Below are 19,776 nucleotides of genomic sequence, written 5' to 3' on the forward strand. Positions count from 1 at the left end.
CTACCTTCGCGCCGCGCAACCCTCGGACAAGCTTCACGATCGAGAATCGATTCGGAAGTATGGCAGAGGGTTTGATGGTTAACCGCGAACATGCGCAACGGCTCTGGAACAATCTGCTCGAGCTTGGCCCCAGGCGCCTCACCGTGCTCGCGCTTGTCGGCCTTGCCGTTTTCTTGGGTGTGGGCGGCGGCGCCTATTACTTGAGTCGGCCGGAATTCGATGTGCTCTACACCGGTCTTAGCCGGGAAGACGTCTCGCGCGTCGGTTCGGTCCTGCGCGACGCTAGCATTGCCTTTGATGTGAATGCCTCAGGCGACACCATCTTCGTGCGACCGGGGCAGACCGCCCAGGCAAGAACGTTGCTGGCCGAGAAAGGTTTGCCGAACAGCAGCAGCGGAGGCTACGAGCTGTTCGACAAGATCGGCTCCCTCGGTCTCACTTCCTTCATGCAGGAAGTCACCCGCGTCCGCGCACTCGAAGGCGAGATCGCCCGTACGATCCAGGTCCTCAAAGGCGTGAAGGCCGCGCGCGTCCACATTGTCATGCCGGCGCGTGGATCGTTCCGGCGCGAGCAGCAGCCGCCTTCGGCATCTGTTGTGATCCGGACCGACGGGGCTGCCGATGCCAAAACGGCGCGATCGATTCGTCACCTCGTCGCCGCGGCCGTCCCGGGGATGGCGGCCGACAAGGTGACTGTCCTCGACAGCGATGGATCGCTGCTTTCATCAGACGACGAGGGTGCGGCGCCGACAAGCATGGCGAACCTGCAACGCGTCGTCAGCCGGCTGATCCAGGAGAATGTCAGCAAGGCGCTTGCGCCCTATCTGGGGCTCGACAATTTTGAAGTCAGCGTCGCCACTCAGCTCAGCACGGACAAGCGGCAGACCAACGAGACCGTCTACGATCCGGAGTCCCGCGTCCAGAGATCGGTTCGCGCCGTTCGTGAGAAGGAATCGTCGCAGAGCCTGGATCGGCAGACGCCGACGACGGTGCAGCAGAACCTGCCGGATCAACAGATCAACGCGTCCGGTAACAAGAATACCAACGATGAGAAGCAGCGGCGCGAGGACGTCACCAACTTTGAGGTGTCGTCGAAAACGACGACGACCGTGAGCGATGGCTACGTCGTCAACAAGCTGTTCCTTGCGGTGCTGGTCAATCGTCCGCGCCTCCAGGCCAGCCTTGGCGACAAGGCCAGCGATGCGGCCTTGGAGGCAAAGGTCGCCGAGATCAGCCAGCTCGCCGCAACCGCGGCAGGTATTGACCGTCAGCGTGGAGACCAGATCCAGGTGTCGGCGGTCGAGTTCATGGAAGGCGCGCGCGACTTCCCGCCGGTTCCTGCAATCACTTTCACCGATGTGTTGATGCGGCAGTCGGGCGCCTTCGTCAGCGCGGTCGCGATCGTCGCCGTCGCGGCAATGCTGATCTGGTTCGGCCTGCGGCCCGCGATCAACGCGATCCTCGACTCCCGCTCGGCCGAGACTGCCCAGCTCGAGACGGGCGAGACCGCCGCGCTACTCGGCCGCGAGGGCGGCTCGATGGAGCAGTTCGGGGAAGAGCCGCCAAATCTCGTCCAGGATATATCGAAAAGAGTTCTGCACGCTCCACAGAGGCGGTTGGAGCAAATCGTTCAGCTTGATGAGAAGCAGGCGGCAGCGATTCTCAAGCAATGGATTAGGCAGGAGGAGTCGGCATGAGTTCGGACAAGGTCGCGCGTTTGCTGGCAAGCTTCGATCAGCCGGAGCCGCAGAAGGCTCGTAGCCGCGTCATTCCGTTCGACTACACCCAGCATTCCACTCCCAAGGCGCAGCCGAGGCCGGCGGCCCCGCCGCCTCCGTCCGCCGAGGACGAGGCGTATGAGCGTGGAAGGTCCAGCGGCTATGCGGCGGCCTTGGCCGAGTTCGAGCAGAAGCTTGCCGACGAGAGACACAGGCTGAGCATGCAGCTCGCCGAGGAAAAGCACAATCTGCTGGATGAAATGGCTGTCAAGATTGCCAGCGAGATCGCCGAAGCGGGCGCGCAGCTTGAAGCCAAGATCGCCGGAGTGACGGCACGCATCCTCGAGCCGTTCATTTCGAACGCGGTGCAGAAGCAGGCGGTTAGCACCTTCGTCGAGCAGCTCGCGTCGGTCGCCTCCGATGTTCGCCGGCCGGCTTTGCGGGTCACATGCCCTGCCGAACTGGTGGAGGTGCTGCGCGGCAAGCTTGCGGTACGCGCGATTGCGGTGGAGCTTCGGGCCGCTCCGGTGGCGGAGGCTTCCGTCACCGTCGATCAGGTCTTCCTTGAAACCCAGATCAAGCTCTGGGCGGAGCGACTGAAGTTCGCGATCCTGAACTGACATGGCCGATCAAGACAGGGCAGAGCTGATCATCGTTCGACGCCGGAGCAGTCTCGACGGCGAGGAATCACACAACAGTGTCTGGAAAATCGCCTATGCCGATTTCATGACGGCGATGATGGCGTTCTTCCTGGTGATGTGGCTCATCAGCGCCACCAACCAGGAAACCCGCGAAAGCGTCGCCAACTACTTCAATCCGATCAAGCTGACCGACTCGACCCCTGACCGCAAGGGTATCAACGATGCCCGGCGCGTCGATCCCGGCAAGGCCGAGGAGGAAGACAGCCTGCGGCCGAAACCCGAACCGGGCAAGTCGGCGCAGTATACGCAGCGCCCGGAGCAGGCGCAGCCAGCGCAGCCGCCGCGTTTCGGTGAGGCGACGCTGTTCCGCGATCCTTACGCGGTGCTGTCGGAAATTGCCGGCGGTCCCCCGCGGATCGCGGAAGTGGGCACTGCGCTGGATTCGACCCGCAAAGAGGGTTGGAAGGGCGGCGAGGCCTTCAAAGACCCGTTTGATCCCGTCTATTGGCCCATGGGGTCTTCAGCGCCGCTGGAAAAGAAGGCGTCAGGCAGCAAGGAGCTTGGCAATCTGCCGTTCGACAATGACGCCACGGCGCTCAGCGAGGGAAAAGGTCCACGCCCGTCGGAAGGCAAGCCGGACGCCACGGCGGCCCCCATTCAGGGATCGGATTCGGCCAAGGGATATCCGGTACCGACCGAAAAGCAGAATACGGCAAAGGCGATTGGCCTGTTCGCCGATGATGACTCCATGAACGATCCGGCCGCCAATCGTTCATCTGCGGCGCAAGGAGAGAAGGGCTCGACTCCGCCCGCAGGAGACAAGGGCTCAACCGCTCCTCCAGGAGATAAAGGCTCAGCCGCTCCGCTAGCCGAAAGGAAGCCTGTGCAGAGCGAGGCGGCCAAATTGCAGGCTGCCATCTCTGCCGTTCTTGCGCCGCTCGGATCGGCGCGTCCTGTTGCTGAGGTCCGCGAGAGCAGTGAGGGCCTCCTCATCAGCCTCACCGACGATGTCAACTACGGCATGTTCGCCACCGGGTCGGCCGAACCAACCGCTGGCCTCGTGCGGGCCCTCGACAAGATCACGCCCTTGATATCGCAAAGCCAGGGTCCGGTGATTGTACGCGGCCATACCGATAATCGCCCCTATCGATCGTCGGAATACGATAATTGGAGATTGTCGACCGCGCGCGCTCACATGGCTTATCACATGCTGATACGCGGCGGGCTCGATGCCCGGCGCGTCGACCATATCGAAGGTTTTGCCGATCGCCGGCCGAAAAACCAGAACGATCCGTCGGCCGCCGAGAATCGGCGGATCGAGCTTTTGATTCGTACTCCTTTGCCATGAACCGCGCGGGAACCATCGCTGTCGCGCTGGTCGTTCTGGTCGGCGCAGCCCGAGCGGAAGAGGCTGAAGCGCCGTCGCGCGAACCCTATCAACTGGTCCGGACGCTTCACGCTTTGCAGGATGACATCGCGCGCGGAAGCCTGGAGGCGCACAATGCGCAGCCGGCCCTGCTCAAGCGATTGGGCGAAGAGTTTCAGAAAGTTGATCCGTCCGTCTGGAAGGAGCCGAAAAACTCGCGCGCGGTGGTGACCTTCCTGCTGAGCGGAGGATCGCCCCAGGTGGTGGAAGCGCTGCGCTCCCGGAAACTGCTCGTCCTCGATGAGGCGATCCTGGATGGCGCGATCGCCTATGTGGAAGGCCGGGCGGAGGACGCCAAGGCGCGGCTTGGGAGCATCCATGCGCGCGACTTGCCGCCGACCATCGCGGCCGAAATTGCGCTGGTGCAGTCCGCGCTCGTCGCGCAGACCGACCCGAAAGCCGCGATCGAACGGCTCGATGACGCGAGACTACTGATGCCGGGAACGCTGGTCGAGGAGGCCGCGCTGCGTCGGGAGATCTTCGTCGCCGGCCAGGTTGACGATTTCGACAAGTTCGAAGCGCTGGCTCAAAGATATTTTCGACGCTTCAGGCATTCGATCTATGCGGGGAATTTCCGCCAACGCCTCGCAGTGGCCGTCGCGCGCTTCAGCTTCGTGCAGCAATCGGATCGGTTTCCCCGCCTTGTCGCCTTGCTCGATCAACTCGACGACGCCGGCCAGCGCGCCCTCTATCTGCTGATCGCGCGCACCGCGCTGGTGCGCGGCAAGGTCGAAATGGCGGATCTGGCGGCAGAGCGCATGCTGGGGCTCACGGAAGAGGGGAGTTCCGAGCGAGAGCGCGCGCGCTTTTATCGCGCGGCCGCGCGCGTGGTGACAAACGCGCATGAACAAGCGCTGTTGGATCTGCAGAAGATCGAGGTTGGTCGGCTTCCCGAACGAGATGCCGAGTTGCTGAAGGCAGCGCTCGCGGTCGGACGCAACGTCAAAAAGGCGCTCCCCGCAGCCCCGGCACAGCAGGACCAGTCAGGCGAGGCGCAGACGTCGATGCGCCCGCGGATCGACTTCGGCCGCTCGCTTGCGGCCGTCAATCGGGCGCAAGTCCTTCTCGACGAATCGAAAGAGCAATTGAAGGAGCGAGCTCGATGAACAAGACCGACCCTTTGATGGCCATGATCCGCCAGCTCACCGGTGGCAAGGCAGCTTCGCGCCTCGCTCCCCAGAACGCGATGCTCGCCAAGGACCACAAGGGGAAGGTCGAGGACAGCAAGGGTGACGCCGGGCATTTCCGTGAGCAGCTCCGGGTGCTCGCGCAGGGAACGAAGCAAAAGCCGCTCGATATAAAGCCGCAGCTCGATGCCAAGAGCGTCGATATGGAGTCTCCGCAGGACCCTGAGCCGTCCAATCCCCTCGCGGAAGTGCTGGACCACGTCGCCGGTCGGCCCAAGGATCGGACCCGCCAGCAGCCGCGTGAGACTTCTTCGCACCAACCGGGCGGAGAAATCACCTCGCCTGCTCCGGAATGGCGCACGCCCGAGGCTGCACTCAGTTCCATGATCTCCAGGCTCGATCAGCCACTCTCTCCGCGGGATGATGGCGATGCTCCGCTCCCAGCCCGGTCGCAAGCCCGGGTCGATCACCGAGCGGACCTGCTCACGCCGGGTGAGCCAAAATCTCCAAAGGTAGATGTCCCCGAGCAGCGCTTTGCATCGTCAGTCAGTGCAATCGAGACGCGGCCCATGCCGACGGTGAAGGTGGCGGTGCGCGAACAGGAGACGCATTTCCAGCCCGTCGGCCAGCCGACGCTATTGCAGAAGATCGTCGATCGCATCGCTCCTGATCTGTCAACGGCGCCGGCCGCAGCCCCCGCGACTGCGGCCGATTTCACACCTCCGGATATGCGTCGGGGGCCGGACGCGCCGATCAGGATGCTGACGCTGCAACTCGATCCGCCCAGCATGGGTACGGTGACCGTGAGGATGCGTCTGGCCGGCGATGCCGTCGAGGTAAGGCTGCTGGCGGATCAGCCAGAGACAACGGAGCTGCTGCGCAAGGATCGCGGCGCCCTGATGGATGCGATGCGGTCCGCCGGCTACACGTTCGAAATTGCGTCGATTGACCATAGCAGTGCGCGCCATCCGACGTCAGGTGGCGGCCAATCGCACGCGCAATCGGACCAGCAATCGTCGCAGCAGCCCCAGGGCGGATCGCAGTTCAACAACGGCGCCTCGGAGCGTCAGTCGAGCGATGCGCAAGCCGGGACGCGTCACAACAGGCAGCAGGGCCATGACCAGTTCATCAAGCCAACCGAGCGTCGCCAGGATGAAGAGGTTGCGGTCGATCGCAATGGCGGTGCTGTCTATCTGTAGCCTGTCCACCGTCGCACGTGCCGACGGGCTCTGCGAGCGCGAGATGGCGCGTGCGGCACGTGCTCACGGCGTGCCGCTTGGGGTGTTGTATGCAGTGGGCCTGAGCGAGACGGGACGCAAGGGTGTCCTGCACCCTTACGCGCTCAATATCGATGGCCGGACAGCCATGGCTAGCGACCTCCCAGATGCCGTTGCTCAGTTCCGTGAGGCCAAGAGCAAGGGCGCCAAGCTGGTCGATCTCGGTTGCATGCAGATCAACCATCACTATCACGGGCGCGAGTTCGCCAGCGTCGAGGCGATGTTCGATCCGGTGAAAAACGTCGACTATGCGGCGCGCTTTCTCAAGGAATTGCGCGCGCGGGAGGGGAGCTGGACCATGGCGGTCGCCCGCTACAACGCAGGTCCGAACAATACGGTCGCGCAACGGCGCTACATTTGCAGCGTGATCGGAAGCTTGGTGGCGAGCGGCTTTGGAGCGTGGACCACCGGCGCACGCGCATACTGCGCGGAGCGCACGACCTGAGCTAGAGGAATGCGCCGCAGACAGCCTCGCGCAAGGAAGAACGGCTCTAATGATATTCACTCACGATGGAGGTGATTGATGAGTCTGTATGGTGTCATGCGCACTGGTGGCTCCGGCATGAATGCGCAATCCAACAAGTTGTCGACGGTGGCCGACAACATCGCGAACGTCAACACCACAGGCTACAAGCGCGCCTCCACCGAATTCTCTTCGCTCATTCTGAGGAGCGGGTCCGGCAACTACAATTCCGGCAGCGTGGAGACGAATGTCCGCTATGCCATCTCCGATCCCGGAGCGCCGCAATACACGACATCAGCGACGGATCTCATGATCCAGGGCAACGGATTCTTTGTCGTGACCGATGCCGGCGGCACGCCGTTCCTGACCCGCGCCGGTTCCTTCGTGCCGGATGGCGAAGGCAATCTGGTCAATGCCGCGGGCTTCTATTTGATGGGCTATAACGTCAAGAACGGTCCGCCCAACGTTGTCGCGAATGGTCTGACCGGCCTGGACGTCGTCAACATCGCGCAAACGGCACTTCAGGGTAATCCCTCGACGAGGGCGACCTTGGAGAGTGCCAATCTCGATGCCAACTCGGCCATTACCGCAGGTCCGCCCGCCTATACGTCCAAGACCTCGATCGTCACCTACGACAATATCGGGAACAAGGTGACCCTCGACGTGTACATGTTCAAGACGGCGGCCAACACTTGGGACGTGCAAGCGTATGACAACGCTGCATCGACGAACGGCGGTTTCCCCTATTCAAGCGGACCACTGGATTCCGACACGTTTACCTTCGACGTCAGTGCGACCGGAAAAGGCAAGCTGGACGCGGCCAGCCCCACCACTCTCACGTTTACAATTCCGGGCGGCTCGCCGTTCACGCTCGACCTTTCGGCGATGACGCAGGTCGCCGACGACTTCGCCTTCAAGCCGAACGTCAACGGCAATGCTCCGAGTTCGATCGACAAGGTGGAGGTCGATGCCGACGGCACGCTATACTCGATCTATGCCGACGGCACGCGGCTCGCCTCCTATAAAATTCCGCTCGCGACAGTGCCGAGCCCGGACAATCTCGTGCCGGAAGCTGGGAATGTCTATTCGGTCGGGATCGACTCCGGAAACGTGCAGCTCGACTTCGCCGGGCGGAGCGGCCTGGGCACCGTTAAATCGGAGGCGCTCGAACAGTCCAACGTCGATCTTGCGGCCGAGCTGACATCGATGATCGAGTCGCAGCGCGGATATACCGCCAATTCAAAGGTCTTCCAGACCGGCGCCGACCTGCTTGACGTGCTGGTCAATCTGAAGCGCTAAGCGGCGTCAGCGCATCATCGGGGCGGGGGGTCTAATGTCACTCACGGTCGCACTCAGCTCGGCGCGTACGTCGCTCATGACGACCAGTGCGCAGGCTTCCGTGATATCGCGCAATATCGCCGGCTCCATGCAGGACGGCTATTCGCGAAAGAATGTGCTGGTCGCGTCGCTGCCAGGAAACGGGGTCTATGTTGCTGGCATCCAGCGCGCCACCAGCCAGGGGCTGTTCTACAATGTGCTGAAGGCGGCCTCTTCCACTGCCAAGCAGGATTCGATCTATAACGGCCTGCAGAAGATCGCGGCGACAACCGTTGACGACCCGCAGCAGGACCAGTCGCCGGCCGCGCAACTTGCCAAGCTGAAGAGCGCCCTGCAGCAATATGCGACGGCGCCGGACAATATCACGCTCGCGCAAGCGGCAGTAACGGCGGCCAAAGGCGTCGCCTCAGCACTCAATGATGCGACGAAGACGGTTCAGTCGGTACGCGCCGATGCCGATGCCGACATGGTGACATCGGTCTCGACCATCAACCAACTGCTGGCCCAGTTCGAGACGGTCAATACATCGATCGTCAAGGGGACCATCACCGGAAGCGATGTCACAGACTACCTCGATATGCGGGACAACATCCTCTCCAAGCTCTCGCAGGAGGTCGGCATAACGGTCGCGACCCGTACCAACAACGATATGGTCATCTACACGGATTCGGGCGTTACGCTCTTCGAGACCAAAGCGCGATCGGTCACGCTTGCCCCGACCCATGCTTACGCCGCCGGCACCACCGGAAATGCGGTCTATATTGACGGCGTGCCCGTCACCGGCGCGTCTGCCGTGATGCCGATCCATGGCGGAAAACTCGCGGGCCTTGCCGCGCTGCGCGACGATTCCACGGTCACCTATCAAAACCAGCTCGACGAAATCGCGCGCGGCCTGATCGAGACGTTCGCGGAGAGCGACCAGACTGGCGCGGCGCTGCCCGATGTGCCCGGACTTTTCACCTACTCGGGCGCGCCGGCCATGCCGCCGGCGGGTGTGATCTCCTCTGGGCTCGCCGGCGCCATCTTCGTCAACCCGTCAGTCGATCAGGGGGCAGGTGGCAATCCGCTGCTGCTGAGAGACGGTGCCATCTCCGGCAACGTGGCTTATCGGTACAACACGAGCGGCGCCGCCGGTTACTCGGTTCGGGTGCAGGGCCTTGTGGATGAGATGGCCAAGAGCCGTCCGTTCAACCCGGCGGCTCTTGGCAAGCCGAATGCGAGCCTGATCGACTTCGCCGGCTCGTCGGTGAGTTGGCTGGAAGCTCAGCGCAAGAGCACGAACGATGAAGCGACCTATAGCCAAACGCTGCTGGAGCGCAGCGCGGAAGCGCTGTCCAATGTCAGCGGCGTCAACATGGACGACGAAATGTCGTTCATGCTGCAGGTCGAGCGCACATTTTCTGCCTCGTCGAAGCTGATCGCGACGATCGACGAGATGTTGAAAGACCTTCTGGCGGCGGTGAGGTAACGGTATGGCTACGACGTTCATTTCCTCCAACTCGATCTCGACGACGTTGCGCATCGCGGCCATGAAGAGCCAGACCGCAATCGCACAAGCGACGAAGGAGGCGACGACCGGCCGCTTCGCCGATGTGGGCCGCGAGCTCGGCGCTCTCACCGGCCGTGATGTGACGCTCAGGGCCGAGCTGCTCGACGTCGACAAGCTGGTGGACACCAACGCCCTTGTCGGCGGACGGCTCGACGTCTCGCAGCAGCGGGTGGGCGAGTTGATCAGCACGGCGCAATCCTTCCAGAAGGATTTGTTTGCGGCGCGCAATTCCGCCAACGGCGGCAACGTCATCTTGACGCCGTCGCGCGCCAACCTCGACAGTCTGATCGGCGCGCTGAACGTCACGACGGATGGCCAATATCTGTTCGGCGGCATCAATACCGGCGTGCAGCCGGTTACTGACTACAAGGCCGGCTCGACCAGCAAGAGTGCCGTCGATGCCGCGTTCCTGGCGAATTTCGGTTTCACGCAAACAGATACCGCGGTCTCGAACATCAGCGCCGCGGCGATGACAAACTTCCTGGATACGACGTTCAAGGCGCAGTTCGACGATCCGGCCTGGGGCGCAAACTGGTCGACCGCTTCCGATCAGGTGATGCGGAGCCGCATCTCGACGACGGAAACCATCGACTCGTCAGCCAGCGCCAACGAACCTGCATTTCGCAAACTGGCGATGGCCTACACGATGCTGAGCGACCTCGGCACGCAAAACCTCAACCAGAACGCGTTCCAGGTGGTGGTCGACAAGGCGACCGAAATCATCGGTGATGCGATCAACGACTTGGCCGGTGTCGGCGCCAAATTGGGAACCGCCCAGGAGCAGACAAACAACGCCACGAGCCGCCTGAAGATCCAGAGCGATCTGATCACGAAGCAGGTCACGGCGATGGAAGAGGTCGATACGGCGGAAGCGTCTGTTCGCGTCACGAACTTGAAAAACCAGCTGGACATGTCGCTGGCGCTCACGGCGCGCATTCAGCAGCTCAGCATCCTCAACTATCTCTGATCGGCGATCCCGTCAGTAACCAGCCGGCTGCGAGTTAGATGACATTATCCAGTTACGATGCGGTGATCGAGGACAGCGGGCGGGAGGCACGTGCCCGCGAGCAACAGGCCCTGAGCCACGGGATTGACCTGCTGAGGCGTCTGCAGAGCGGGGATCTTGCGCCCCCAGAGGACGCCGAGGCGTTGCTCTTCATTCGAAGAATCTGGGCGTTCTTCGTGGAGGACCTTTCGAACGCCCGCAACGGGCTTCCGGAAAAGTTGCGCGCCGACCTTATCTCGATCGGCCTGTGGATCATCAAGGAAGCGGATCGGCTTCGGCAAGAGGAATCCAGCGACGTCGCGGAGCTCGTCGCGATCAACGTCATCATCCGAGACGCCCTCGCATGAAGAAGCCGATCTGTATTTCGTTGCGCGGCGGCGAGCGGATCTATGTGAATGGAGCGGTGTTGAGGGCCGACCGCAAGGTGACCCTCGAGCTGATCAATGACGTGACTTTTCTGCTCGAGAGCCAGGTCATGCAGGTCACGGACGCGACGACCCCGCTGCGCCAGCTCTATTTCGTCGTTCAGCTCATGCTCATGAGCCCGCACGACGTCGAAGAGGCGAAAGCTGTCTATCGGCAGCAGCGGTCGGGGCTGCTCGCAGCCACCGAAAACACAGAGATTATGGACGGCCTGGAGCAGATCGAGAAGCTGGTCGAATCGAAGCGATACTATGAGGCTTTGCGCAGAACTCGCGCACTGTTCGAGATTGAGCAGATGATTCTGGCCGGCGGCGATTTGCCGAGGCCTGTCGAAGTCGCGTGAAGCATCAGGAGGACAATATGAACGTTGACAGCGTGGCTTCTCCAAATTCGACGGCGAACAAGAACTCAGAATCCTCGTCCGCGCCGACAACGGTGACCTACAATCAGTTCCTGCAGCTCCTGATCGCGCAGATGAAGAATCAGGATCCGACCAATCCGACGGACATGTCGCAATACATGAGCCAGTTTGCGCAGCTCTCCGCCGTCGAACAGGCAATGCAGACGAATACCAAGCTCGACACGCTGCTGTCCTCCAGCGCGCTCGCCCAGGCCGAAAGCCTGGTCGGACACACGGCGGCATTTACGAGCTCCGATGGCGAGGATGTCAAAGGCAAGATCATGTCGGTGCGAATCATCCAGGGCGGAGCCGTCGCGAAACTCGACAATGGCGTCGAGGTGCAGCTCGGGCCGGGCATCACGATCAGCTAAGCCATGAACGAACGCGACGCTCTCGACATTGTTCAGCAGGCGATCTGGACCATCATCGTGGTATCAGGCCCCGCGGTCGGGGCTGCGATGATCGTCGGTATCCTGATTGCGCTGCTGCAGGCGCTGACCCAGGTGCAAGAGATGACGCTGACCTTCATTCCCAAGATCGTGGTCATGCTGATCGTGGTAGCGGTCTCGGGCTCGTTCATCGGCGCGCATATCTACGCCTTCACCGAACTGCTCTACTCGCGGATCGAGCACGGATTCTAGAGCATTTTCGGTTCTGATGGGATCAGAGCCGACGCTCTAGGTTCTTGCTCTGACGGGTTTTCTTCACGCGAACCGGTGTCCACTTCGAAAACGCTCTGAAGCCGGGCGCGGTGGCCACCACCTTCGCGCAAGCTAGGCGCTGCAAGGTGCTGACATGACGGTGTCCCAGGAATCCCCATGGCCCAAGCACTAAGCCCAGCTCTGCCGAGCGAGCGTCGGATGGGTGCCGACGTTGCCTTTGCGGTCGGCATCGTCGCCATCCTGACGATGCTGGTCCTGCCGGTTCCGTCGGTCCTGATTGACGTCGGCCTCGCCTTCTCGATTGCGCTCTCTGCCCTGATTCTGATGGTGTCGCTGTGGATTCAGCGCCCGCTTGATTTCTCGGCCTTCCCGACGGTGCTGCTGATTGCGACCATTCTTCGCCTTGCGCTGAATGTGGCGACGACGCGGGTGATCCTGTCGCGCGGGGCCGAAGGCGAGCACGCGGCCGGTTATGTGGTCGCCGGATTCTCGAAGTTCGTAATGGGCGGGGACTTCGTCATCGGACTGATCATCTTCGCCATTCTCGTCACGGTCAATTTCGTCGTGATCACCAAAGGCGCCACGCGTATCGCGGAAGTCGGCGCGCGCTTCACGCTCGATGCGATCCCGGGCAAGCAAATGGCGATCGATGCGGATTTGTCCGCGGGGCTGATCGACGACAAGGAGGCGCAGCGTCGGCGCAGGGAGCTGGAGGAGGAGAGCGCCTTCTTCGGCGCAATGGATGGTGCTTCGAAATTCGTGCGCGGCGATGCCATCGCCGGGCTGATCATCACCGCGATCAACATATTCGGCGGCATCGTCATCGGCGTGGTCCACCACGGCCTCCCACTGGCGCGGGCGGCCGACGTTTTCACCAAGCTTTCCGTCGGCGACGGTCTGGTCTCGCAGATCCCGGCGCTCATCGTCTCCCTTTCGGCTGGCCTGCTCGTTTCGAAGGGTGGCACCAGGGGATCGGCCGAGGAGACGGTGCTCAAGCAGCTCGGCGGATATCCGCGCGCGCAGTCGGTGGCTGCGTTCATGATGTTCGTTCTTGGAATGTTGCCGGGCCTGCCTCTGCTGCCTTTTGCCTTCCTGGGTGGCGTGATGGCGTTCATGAGCTACGCGCTTCCGCGTCGGCAGGCGGCAAGACGGCAGCAGGAGGCGACGCTTGCGGCGCAGGAGCGCGAACGATCGCAGGCAGAGTCGAAAGAATCGATCAAGGAATATCTGAAGACGGCGGACGTCGAGCTCTGCGTGGGCAGCCAGCTAGCGGTTCAAATGCTGCTTGCGCACGGGGAACTTGCGCATCGCGTCAGCAAGATACGCCGCCGCTTTGCGACCCAATACGGGTTTGTGATTCCCGAGATCAAACTGACGGACGACATGTCCGTCGGGCCGAAGAGCTACCGCATCAAGATACATGGCACTATCGTGGCGCAGCATGAGCTTCGCATCGGCGAGGTTCTGGTGCTCTTCGATGGTGTTCGCAAACCGGACGTGCCGGGCGATGAGACGGTGGAGCCGGCCTTCGGCATGAAGGCGATGTGGATTCCGGAGACGTTCCTCGAAGAAGTCAAACGGGATGGCTTCAAGGTTGCGGACAACATTTCCGTCCTTCTCACCCATTTGAGTGAAATCATCCGCGGCAACCTGGCGCAGCTTCTTTCCTACAAGGACATGCGAGCCCTGCTGGATCGGCTCGATCCCGAGTACAAGCGGCTCATTGAGGATATCTGCCCGTCGCAAATTTCCTATTCGGGCTTGCAAGCGGTCCTCAAGCTGCTGCTTGCCGAGCGCATCTCGATCAGGAACCTGCACCTAATCCTCGAAGCCGTTGCGGAAATCGCGCCTTACGTCCGCCGCGCCGAACATATCGCTGAGCACGTTCGCACGCGCATCGCGCAGCAGATCTGCGGTGACTTTGCCGACAACGGGGTCCTGAAAGTCCTGCGGCTTGGAAATCGCTGGGATCTCGCATTCCATCAAAGCCTCAAACGCGATGCCAAGGGCGAGATCGTGGAATTCGACGCCGATCCCCGCCTTGTCGAGCAGTTTGCGGCGGATGTCTCTACCGCGGTTCGAAAGGCAATGGGCCAGGGCGAAAGCGTCGTGCTCGTCGCACCCCCCGAGGTGCGTCAGTATGTTCGCATGATCACGGAACGGATGTTCCCCACCCTGCCGGTGCTGTCGCACGTCGAGATCGCTCGTGGTGTCGAAGTGAAGTCGCTCGGAGCCATTTCTTGATCGCGAGCGCATCAGGCTCCGTGCTGGCCACCTTCCTGATCTTCTGCCGGGTCGGCACGTGCCTGATGATTGCGCCTGGATTCTCTCGTTCCAACATTCCAGTGCAGGTCCGGCTGTTCCTGGCCATCAACGTCACGCTGATGCTGGCGCCCCTGCTCGAAGCCACCGTACGCCCGGTCGTCGAGACGGCTGCGACGGCGGCCATCGTCCGTGCGATCATGTCGGAATTGGTGATCGGTCTCCTGATTGGCCTGACCGCCCGGGTGTTCTTCCTCGCGCTGGAAACAATGGCGACGATGGCGGCATCCGCGATCGGGCTCAGCGGAATAGCCGGAACGATGGAAGACACCGAACACATGCCGGCCCTCGTGCCATTCATCACATTGCCGGCGATCGTCCTGTTCTTCATGACCGATCAACATTGGGAGCTGCTTCGCGGCCTCATCGGCTCCTATCGGACCTGGACGCCGGCGGTCGGCATCAGCGGCGAGACCGGCCTCTCCGAGCTTGCCGATCATCTTTCACAAGCGTTCGTCCTGGCGCTCAGGGTGGCCAGCCCGTTCGTCATTTACGGGGTCATCGTCAACCTCGCGCTCGGGCTCGCCAACAAGCTGACGCCAAGCATTCCCGTCTATTTCATTTCGCTGCCCTTCGTGCTGTTCGGCGGCCTCATGCTGGTCTATCTCACCAGTCGCGAACTCGTGCTGCAGTTCACTATCGCATTTTCATCGTGGCTGGCCGGTTGATCGACGCATGAAATCAAGAGATCGCAAAATCCGTCGCATCGCCGCCGTCCAGGCGAAGATGCACCGCCTTGCGGAATGGGAGCTGATCGAGTGCCGTGCGAAGGAGCATGAACTGCAGGAGCGGCAGCGTCGGATCATCGAGGGTTTCAACGACGGGAACGGAGTGCCTCCGTTGGCGGCGCAAAATGCGGGCCAGAATCTGAGGACGGCGAGCGTCGAACAGGGAGTGCTTGCCAAGGCGAAGGAGCGTCTCGCCTCGCAGGCCATGACCGAGGCGCGCAAGCTGAAGCAGGTGCTCCGGATGGCCGGCACGGTCGCGCGGCAGGCATTTCGGGAGCAGGAGCGGCGCGTCCTCGAGGAAGTAACTGAAACAGCGGCAAAACGGCCGGCCGAGAGAATGCAGGCCAACGAAACCAGTTCGGATCGCTAGAGCATGATCCGGAAAAGTGGAAACCGGCTTTCCGAAAAGATCATGCTCAAACAAGGAGATGAGATCATGATCCGATTCCCTCTAATCGGATCATGATCTAGTGAGGCACAGCATGACGGTCACCCCCGTACCGGATCTTATCTTGGATGTGATGGAGGCCGCAGATCCGGTCTCCCAGCGCGCGGCCGCTGGCAAGCTTGAGCGCGCCTCATCGGCAGGCGGCGAAGACTTCGCTGCGGCGATGGACCGGAAGATCGAGGCAGGCGCGCTTGAACGAACCGTAGCGTCTGCGCAAGGCACGGGCGCTGCGCGCGGCGGTGCGATCGACGGCAGCGGGCACGCCACGATCATCAGGAAGGCAGATACCGATCGCGCTGTGTATCGAAAGTTCGAAGCGTTCGTCCTGCAAACGTTCGTCGAGTCGATGCTGCCGCAGAACGCAAGCGAGGTTTTCGGCAAGGGAACCGCCGGCACGATCTGGCGGTCGATGCTGGCTGAGCAGATCGGCAATGAGATGGCCAAGGGTGACGGAATCGGAATTGCCAAGCAGCTCGCGAAAGCGCGCTCCGTTGCCAATTCCGCGACTGGTAAGGGCTAATTTGCAGCAAGATGAGCGCAACGATGAATCAGAATAACGAGCAGCAACAAACGCTTGAAATCCTCGAGGCGCAGGCGACGACTGTTTCCGAGGGAGGCGGTTTGCCGGCGCTGTCACAACAAGCCTTGCCCGAGCTAACGGATGCGCAGGATATCGCGGCTCAATGGCTCGGAACCAACTCCAACGCGTTGAATGCGATCGAGCGGCTCACGGCAACCATTGACGAGGAGACGGACAAGCTTGAGAGCCGGACGCAAGTCGATTTTGATTCCTTTAGTCAGCGCAAGAATCGTGGCCTGCTTGAACTGACAAGGGCGATGCGCGTGACACAGGGAATCGAGTTCGACCCGCGGGTGGTTGCGCACCTGACGCGCCTGCGGGCAGGCCTTGTAAGAAATCAAGCCGCACTACAAATGCACCTCGATGCCGTTCGCGAGGTCTCGGCGATTATCGCGAGGTCGATCCAGGAAGTTGAATCGGATGGCACATACTCATTGATGGGGCAGGGTGGATGCAAATAGTCAGGCTGCTCGTGGCAGGAGTCTGGGCCTGCATCGTCACCGTCGGTGCAAGCTTGGCTCTGTCTTATTGGAAGGAAGGACATGCCGCGCCTGCGGCCAAGCAGGAATACGCGGGCGGCCTCCTCTATGAGAAGACCAGGGTAATCAACGTGCCGATGATCGCGGAAGGCAGCGTCCAAGGCTACATCGTTGCACAGTTCGTCTTCACGGCCGATGCTACAGTGCTTCGTCAGTTGCCGGTGCCGCCTGAAGCCTTTGTTGTGGACGAGGCATTTCGGAAAATCTATTCCGACGAGAATCTCGACTTCAAGAACCTCGCTCGATTCGATCTCGCCCACTTTGCACGTACGGTCAGAGAGCACGTCAACAAGCGCCTTCAGGCTGAGGTCTTGCAGGACGTGCTCGTCCAGGATTTCAATTATGTTTCGAAGGATCAAATTCGCCGTTAGACCGCCTTCTCAAGTCGTCGAGCCGGTATCCCATATAGCGTTTTGACTCGATCGGATCGTAGCCGAGATGGTTGCGGAGCTTCTTGCGAAGCTTGCTCACGTGCCCCTCGATTACGTTTTCGTCGAAGCTCGAGTCGAAAAGACCGTAGGTCGCATTGAAGAGCTGGGTCTTTGTAAGCCACTTTCCCTGGTGCGCGACCAGATGCTCGAGAATGCGCAGCTCGCGACGCGGCAGGGCCAGCGTTCTGCCGCCGATTTCCGGATCCCGGCCGTCAAGAAAAACGTGGATCAGGCTCGTTGGCGTTTCGGCTGATTGACCGCCGGTTCGTCGTCGGATGACGGCCGTGCGAACGAGTATCTCGCGAACATGGATCGGAATATGGACAACGTCGTCAACGCCGGCTTCGAACAACTCGATCGTATCCCGGAGCTGCTTCAGGTTGTTCAGGGCGATGATCGGTGCGTGAGACTTGTTGCGGATGCTCTTGGGAATGCTCGTTCGATCCGAGCAGTCCCCCAGGATAAACGCCCCGATTGCCATTACGTCATTGCCGACGGCGGATTGCAGCCATTCGCGAAAATCTTTCGATGAGAAGCCGATCGAAACGACGCCTTCGCGATCGAATCCAGCCGCATAGCCCCGTGTAACGGTCTCCCGATCATCGATGACGATGAACATGTGGATGCCCCTGTTTGCCCTAGATAGTTGTTGTGGAGTCGAGCAGGCGTGCTCGCTCCGCTTGGTTACGCAAAACAACAGGTACTGACACGATACAAATTACTGAGACCGAAACACGCGCGTCTGGTTCGCTCGAAAGCTTGATCAGGTGCGGGTGGTGCCGCCATTTGAGGCGATGAGGAAAGTTGCCGTGGTGATGCTGTTCGGCAATCTTTTTGGAGTCCTCAGCACTGTTCGTGCACTTGCAGTCTGGTCTCGATACAACCGATCGAAATTGCGGCGAGAAGCGAACAGCGTCTTGTTGTTGAAGGTCACATCAAGAATGAACATCAGCTCGCGCACTGTCGAATCGGATCACGTCCATTACGTCGAAGTGGAGTATGATCGTCAAGCAATTGAACTAGGCATCTACTGCGAGACAACTCATCAGCGAGTAGATGTTGCTTTATTGAAACGCTTACTCAACCGATCTGCTCGGAATACTTGGCAATGTGCTCCTCTAAGTTGAAACAAAGGGGGAGAATTTTTCTGCCAAGAGCGACGATCGTCGTCATGGAACCGTCGTGGAAGATATTTGTGTTTCGATGAGATCATGTTTTCCGTGCGCGCTAGGCAGACTCTTCATCAATTGGCATCTCTGCCGTCGTCAAAACGCTGCGAAAACGCTCGGTAATCATCGGTCACGCGTGACTATGGAGTTGAAGTGGTGTCGCCAGCACGAGATCATCGCTCGATGTGATGAGCGCTTGATTTTGGTGGGCGTCAAAACGTCGCATAGGTTCGATAGAGGCGTTGCTGTTCGTCGTGCGTCGTATCAACAGGCGCGTATCTGACGATCAACATGCAGATAGTTGAGCCGCGAGCGGAGTCTGCGGAAAGTTGAACATGTGGTGGCCCGCGTTGCTGTGCGCGGCATGCAAACGCAATGCACGCTAGCGGTCATATGGACCGCAATGCACGCTAGCATGCATATCGAGCGAACTGACCGCATCACACGATCAGTCGTGCAGCAGCCACATCAGCGCGCGGAAGCAACGATGCCCTTGCTGGTCAATACTTGCCAGCTACCGTTCTCGATTTTGATTTCCTCGATACGACCCAGGTTCGGCACCTCCTGGCCCTGAGCAACCTCGATCACGCCTGCTGGTCCTTCAAGTATGGCAACGCCCTCATAGGCGCGCCGCACGCGCCAGCCCTGGATGATCTCTCGTCGCGCAGTGGTTGGCCGCGGCTGAATGGTGCCAGTGATCTCGGGCGACGAGGCTGCCGCCACGGTTCGCGCAACCTGCGGCTTTGCTTCGACCATGCGTTCGACCTTGGTGGCCGATATCGACTGATCTCTTTCGACGCGCTCGACGCTTTGGACCAGGCGGCCATATCGGTCGCTCGCGGCTCGGTTTGCGGCATCGAAGGCGGTGCGGTTCGCCGCGACATCACTCGATAGGCTCGCAACGTTGCGCCGCAGTTGCGACATCGCCTCACGGAGGTTGCGAAGCTCGGTATCGGATGCGGTGTTGATGGCAATGGGCCGCAAGACCAGGAAGGCGACGCCGCCTATGGAGATGAAAGAGGAGATCGCGACGATCACTGCGAGGGTGACGAACGGCGCCATCCATGTCCGCGGCTGCGGCTTCTTGACGACGAGTGTGGCGGCCGGGATGGGCGTACGCGCCTTGGGCCTGACAGGCTCTGGCCGCGGCATTGTGCGGGTGCGCTTCATGGTGGCGAGCGCCTCCTGGGCGAGCAGCTCGTCAACGGTAGCTGCGGCCACGCGAGGGGCGGCGGCTTTCGCCTTGTTGCCGGGGCGCGTCTGCGATGCGCCGCCCTTGCCGTCATCGGTGGCGGTTGGCTGCGGGGCAGTCGGCGTCGCTGGGGCTGCGGTCTCGTTGGTTGCTGGTTCGGCCATGGTTTTGTCGGCGGACAGGCAAATCCTGATTTGCTGGATAGCAAGCGAACCTTGCGTGAAACCTACGATCCCTCGGGCCAGCGGGACGTGATGTTGGTGTTAGCAGCGGATCTTCCGCGATCGCAGCAGTCCGTCAGGTGCGCATCCGGAATGCAGCCTCCATATTGCCGGGA

The 19,776-nt window shown here is 61.1% G+C and carries 22 protein-coding genes; 19 read left to right on the forward strand and 3 right to left on the reverse strand.

Going from position 1 to position 19,776, the window contains the following annotated elements; translation table 11 throughout:
- Positions 1–74 precede the first annotated feature (74 nt).
- The 19 genes from fliF to ACZYOF_RS09000 all read left to right on the forward strand — a co-directional run bounded on the left by fliF (position 75) and on the right by ACZYOF_RS09000 (position 17,018).
- On the forward strand, positions 75–1,697 hold the full coding sequence (gene fliF / locus ACZYOF_RS08910; protein ID WP_282529134.1) for a flagellar basal-body MS-ring/collar protein FliF: 1,623 nt from the start codon (positions 75–77) through the stop codon (positions 1,695–1,697).
- Complete coding sequence (locus tag ACZYOF_RS08915) at positions 1,694–2,338, forward strand: hypothetical protein (RefSeq protein WP_394565303.1); 645 nt, start codon at positions 1,694–1,696, stop codon at positions 2,336–2,338. Before fliF ends, ACZYOF_RS08915 begins: the two co-directional genes overlap by 4 nt.
- 1 nt (position 2,339) lies before the next feature.
- Positions 2,340–3,707: a MotB family protein gene (locus ACZYOF_RS08920; RefSeq protein ID WP_463715510.1), complete on the forward strand. Its 1,368-nt coding sequence runs from the start codon at positions 2,340–2,342 to the stop codon at positions 3,705–3,707.
- Positions 3,704–4,891, forward strand: a complete 1,188-nt coding sequence (locus ACZYOF_RS08925; RefSeq protein ID WP_463715511.1) for a chemotaxis protein — start codon at positions 3,704–3,706, stop codon at positions 4,889–4,891. The genes ACZYOF_RS08920 and ACZYOF_RS08925 overlap by 4 nt, the downstream gene beginning before the upstream one ends.
- A complete protein-coding gene (gene fliK, locus ACZYOF_RS08930; protein ID WP_463715512.1) occupies positions 4,888–6,111 on the forward strand; it encodes a flagellar hook-length control protein FliK in 1,224 nt (407 codons plus the stop codon). Before ACZYOF_RS08925 ends, fliK begins: the two co-directional genes overlap by 4 nt.
- On the forward strand, positions 6,065–6,634 hold the full coding sequence (locus tag ACZYOF_RS08935; protein ID WP_394565299.1) for a transglycosylase SLT domain-containing protein: 570 nt from the start codon (positions 6,065–6,067) through the stop codon (positions 6,632–6,634). The genes fliK and ACZYOF_RS08935 overlap by 47 nt, the downstream gene beginning before the upstream one ends.
- A 78-nt stretch (positions 6,635–6,712) precedes the next feature.
- Positions 6,713–7,951, forward strand: a complete 1,239-nt coding sequence (locus ACZYOF_RS08940) for a flagellar hook protein FlgE (RefSeq protein WP_394565298.1) — start codon at positions 6,713–6,715, stop codon at positions 7,949–7,951.
- 34 nt (positions 7,952–7,985) lie between these two features.
- Positions 7,986–9,458, forward strand: a complete 1,473-nt coding sequence (gene flgK / locus ACZYOF_RS08945) for a flagellar hook-associated protein FlgK (protein WP_463715513.1) — start codon at positions 7,986–7,988, stop codon at positions 9,456–9,458.
- A 4-nt stretch (positions 9,459–9,462) separates the two neighbouring features.
- Entirely contained in the window at positions 9,463–10,506 is a 1,044-nt protein-coding gene (locus tag ACZYOF_RS08950; protein WP_282529140.1) for a flagellar hook-associated family protein, read from the forward strand.
- Between the two features lie 38 nt (positions 10,507–10,544).
- Positions 10,545–10,892: a flagellar biosynthesis regulator FlaF gene (gene flaF / locus ACZYOF_RS08955; RefSeq protein WP_282529141.1), complete on the forward strand. Its 348-nt coding sequence runs from the start codon at positions 10,545–10,547 to the stop codon at positions 10,890–10,892.
- Positions 10,893–10,900: 8 nt separating this feature from the next.
- On the forward strand, positions 10,901–11,311 hold the full coding sequence (flbT, locus tag ACZYOF_RS08960) for a flagellar biosynthesis repressor FlbT (protein WP_463715525.1): 411 nt from the start codon (positions 10,901–10,903) through the stop codon (positions 11,309–11,311).
- A gap of 17 nt (positions 11,312–11,328) precedes the next feature.
- Positions 11,329–11,739 carry a flagellar hook assembly protein FlgD gene (gene flgD / locus ACZYOF_RS08965; protein WP_282529142.1) on the forward strand — a complete coding sequence of 137 codons (411 nt, stop codon included), beginning with the start codon at positions 11,329–11,331 and terminating at the stop codon, positions 11,737–11,739.
- A gap of 3 nt (positions 11,740–11,742) precedes the next feature.
- The gene (gene fliQ / locus ACZYOF_RS08970) at positions 11,743–12,009 is read left to right on the forward strand and encodes a flagellar biosynthesis protein FliQ (protein WP_027581587.1); all 267 of its coding nucleotides are present in this window, start codon (positions 11,743–11,745) and stop codon (positions 12,007–12,009) included.
- Between the two features lie 177 nt (positions 12,010–12,186).
- Complete coding sequence (flhA, locus tag ACZYOF_RS08975; RefSeq protein WP_463715514.1) at positions 12,187–14,274, forward strand: flagellar biosynthesis protein FlhA; 2,088 nt, start codon at positions 12,187–12,189, stop codon at positions 14,272–14,274.
- Positions 14,271–15,020 (forward strand): flagellar biosynthesis protein FliR, encoded by a 750-nt coding sequence (gene fliR / locus ACZYOF_RS08980; protein WP_130577344.1) that lies wholly within the window; start codon positions 14,271–14,273, stop codon positions 15,018–15,020. The genes flhA and fliR overlap by 4 nt, the downstream gene beginning before the upstream one ends.
- Positions 15,021–15,027: 7 nt before the next feature.
- Entirely contained in the window at positions 15,028–15,450 is a 423-nt protein-coding gene (locus tag ACZYOF_RS08985; RefSeq protein WP_130577343.1) for a hypothetical protein, read from the forward strand.
- Positions 15,451–15,562: 112 nt separating this feature from the next.
- A complete protein-coding gene (locus ACZYOF_RS08990) occupies positions 15,563–16,048 on the forward strand; it encodes a rod-binding protein (protein WP_130577342.1) in 486 nt (161 codons plus the stop codon).
- 23 nt (positions 16,049–16,071) lie between these two features.
- Positions 16,072–16,569: a hypothetical protein gene (locus ACZYOF_RS08995; RefSeq protein WP_245475691.1), complete on the forward strand. Its 498-nt coding sequence runs from the start codon at positions 16,072–16,074 to the stop codon at positions 16,567–16,569.
- A complete protein-coding gene (locus ACZYOF_RS09000; protein ID WP_130577341.1) occupies positions 16,560–17,018 on the forward strand; it encodes a hypothetical protein in 459 nt (152 codons plus the stop codon). Before ACZYOF_RS08995 ends, ACZYOF_RS09000 begins: the two co-directional genes overlap by 10 nt.
- Here the strand turns inward: ACZYOF_RS09000 and ACZYOF_RS09005 are convergent.
- The 3 genes from ACZYOF_RS09005 to ACZYOF_RS09015 form a co-directional block, all read right to left on the reverse strand.
- Positions 16,984–17,697, reverse strand: coding sequence for a response regulator transcription factor (locus ACZYOF_RS09005; protein WP_130577340.1), 714 nt, complete (start codon positions 17,695–17,697; stop codon positions 16,984–16,986). The genes ACZYOF_RS09000 and ACZYOF_RS09005 overlap by 35 nt on opposite strands.
- 144 nt (positions 17,698–17,841) lie before the next feature.
- Positions 17,842–18,039 carry a hypothetical protein gene (locus tag ACZYOF_RS09010; protein ID WP_463715515.1) on the reverse strand — a complete coding sequence of 66 codons (198 nt, stop codon included), beginning with the start codon at positions 18,037–18,039 and terminating at the stop codon, positions 17,842–17,844.
- Between the two features lie 676 nt (positions 18,040–18,715).
- Positions 18,716–19,603, reverse strand: coding sequence for a hypothetical protein (locus ACZYOF_RS09015; RefSeq protein WP_463715516.1), 888 nt, complete (start codon positions 19,601–19,603; stop codon positions 18,716–18,718).
- Between the last annotated feature and the right edge of the window lie 173 nt (positions 19,604–19,776).

It is taken from the genome of Bradyrhizobium sp. LeoA1Lang (assembly GCF_055413685.1).

What these genes read in the sequence shown, in the direction of transcription:
- ACZYOF_RS08950 (WP_282529140.1), top strand. Translation starts at nt 9,463, where the DNA reads ATGGCTACGACGTTCATTTCCTCCAACTCGATCTCGACGACGTTGCGC.
- flgD (WP_282529142.1), top strand. Translation starts at nt 11,329, where the DNA reads ATGAACGTTGACAGCGTGGCTTCTCCAAATTCGACGGCGAACAAGAAC.
- ACZYOF_RS08985 (WP_130577343.1), top strand. Translation starts at nt 15,028, where the DNA reads ATGAAATCAAGAGATCGCAAAATCCGTCGCATCGCCGCCGTCCAGGCG.
- ACZYOF_RS08990 (WP_130577342.1), top strand. Translation starts at nt 15,563, where the DNA reads ATGACGGTCACCCCCGTACCGGATCTTATCTTGGATGTGATGGAGGCC.
- ACZYOF_RS09015 (WP_463715516.1), bottom strand. Translation starts at nt 19,603, where the DNA reads ATGGCCGAACCAGCAACCAACGAGACCGCAGCCCCAGCGACGCCGACT.
- ACZYOF_RS08925 (WP_463715511.1), top strand. Translation starts at nt 3,704, where the DNA reads ATGAACCGCGCGGGAACCATCGCTGTCGCGCTGGTCGTTCTGGTCGGC.
- fliQ (WP_027581587.1), top strand. Translation starts at nt 11,743, where the DNA reads ATGAACGAACGCGACGCTCTCGACATTGTTCAGCAGGCGATCTGGACC.
- flhA (WP_463715514.1), top strand. Translation starts at nt 12,187, where the DNA reads ATGGCCCAAGCACTAAGCCCAGCTCTGCCGAGCGAGCGTCGGATGGGT.
- ACZYOF_RS08995 (WP_245475691.1), top strand. Translation starts at nt 16,072, where the DNA reads ATGAATCAGAATAACGAGCAGCAACAAACGCTTGAAATCCTCGAGGCG.
- ACZYOF_RS09005 (WP_130577340.1), bottom strand. Translation starts at nt 17,697, where the DNA reads ATGTTCATCGTCATCGATGATCGGGAGACCGTTACACGGGGCTATGCG.
- fliF (WP_282529134.1), top strand. Translation starts at nt 75, where the DNA reads ATGGTTAACCGCGAACATGCGCAACGGCTCTGGAACAATCTGCTCGAG.
- ACZYOF_RS08940 (WP_394565298.1), top strand. Translation starts at nt 6,713, where the DNA reads ATGAGTCTGTATGGTGTCATGCGCACTGGTGGCTCCGGCATGAATGCG.
- ACZYOF_RS08920 (WP_463715510.1), top strand. Translation starts at nt 2,340, where the DNA reads ATGGCCGATCAAGACAGGGCAGAGCTGATCATCGTTCGACGCCGGAGC.
- ACZYOF_RS09000 (WP_130577341.1), top strand. Translation starts at nt 16,560, where the DNA reads ATGCAAATAGTCAGGCTGCTCGTGGCAGGAGTCTGGGCCTGCATCGTC.
- fliK (WP_463715512.1), top strand. Translation starts at nt 4,888, where the DNA reads ATGAACAAGACCGACCCTTTGATGGCCATGATCCGCCAGCTCACCGGT.
- ACZYOF_RS08915 (WP_394565303.1), top strand. Translation starts at nt 1,694, where the DNA reads ATGAGTTCGGACAAGGTCGCGCGTTTGCTGGCAAGCTTCGATCAGCCG.
- flaF (WP_282529141.1), top strand. Translation starts at nt 10,545, where the DNA reads ATGACATTATCCAGTTACGATGCGGTGATCGAGGACAGCGGGCGGGAG.
- ACZYOF_RS08935 (WP_394565299.1), top strand. Translation starts at nt 6,065, where the DNA reads ATGAAGAGGTTGCGGTCGATCGCAATGGCGGTGCTGTCTATCTGTAGC.
- flgK (WP_463715513.1), top strand. Translation starts at nt 7,986, where the DNA reads ATGTCACTCACGGTCGCACTCAGCTCGGCGCGTACGTCGCTCATGACG.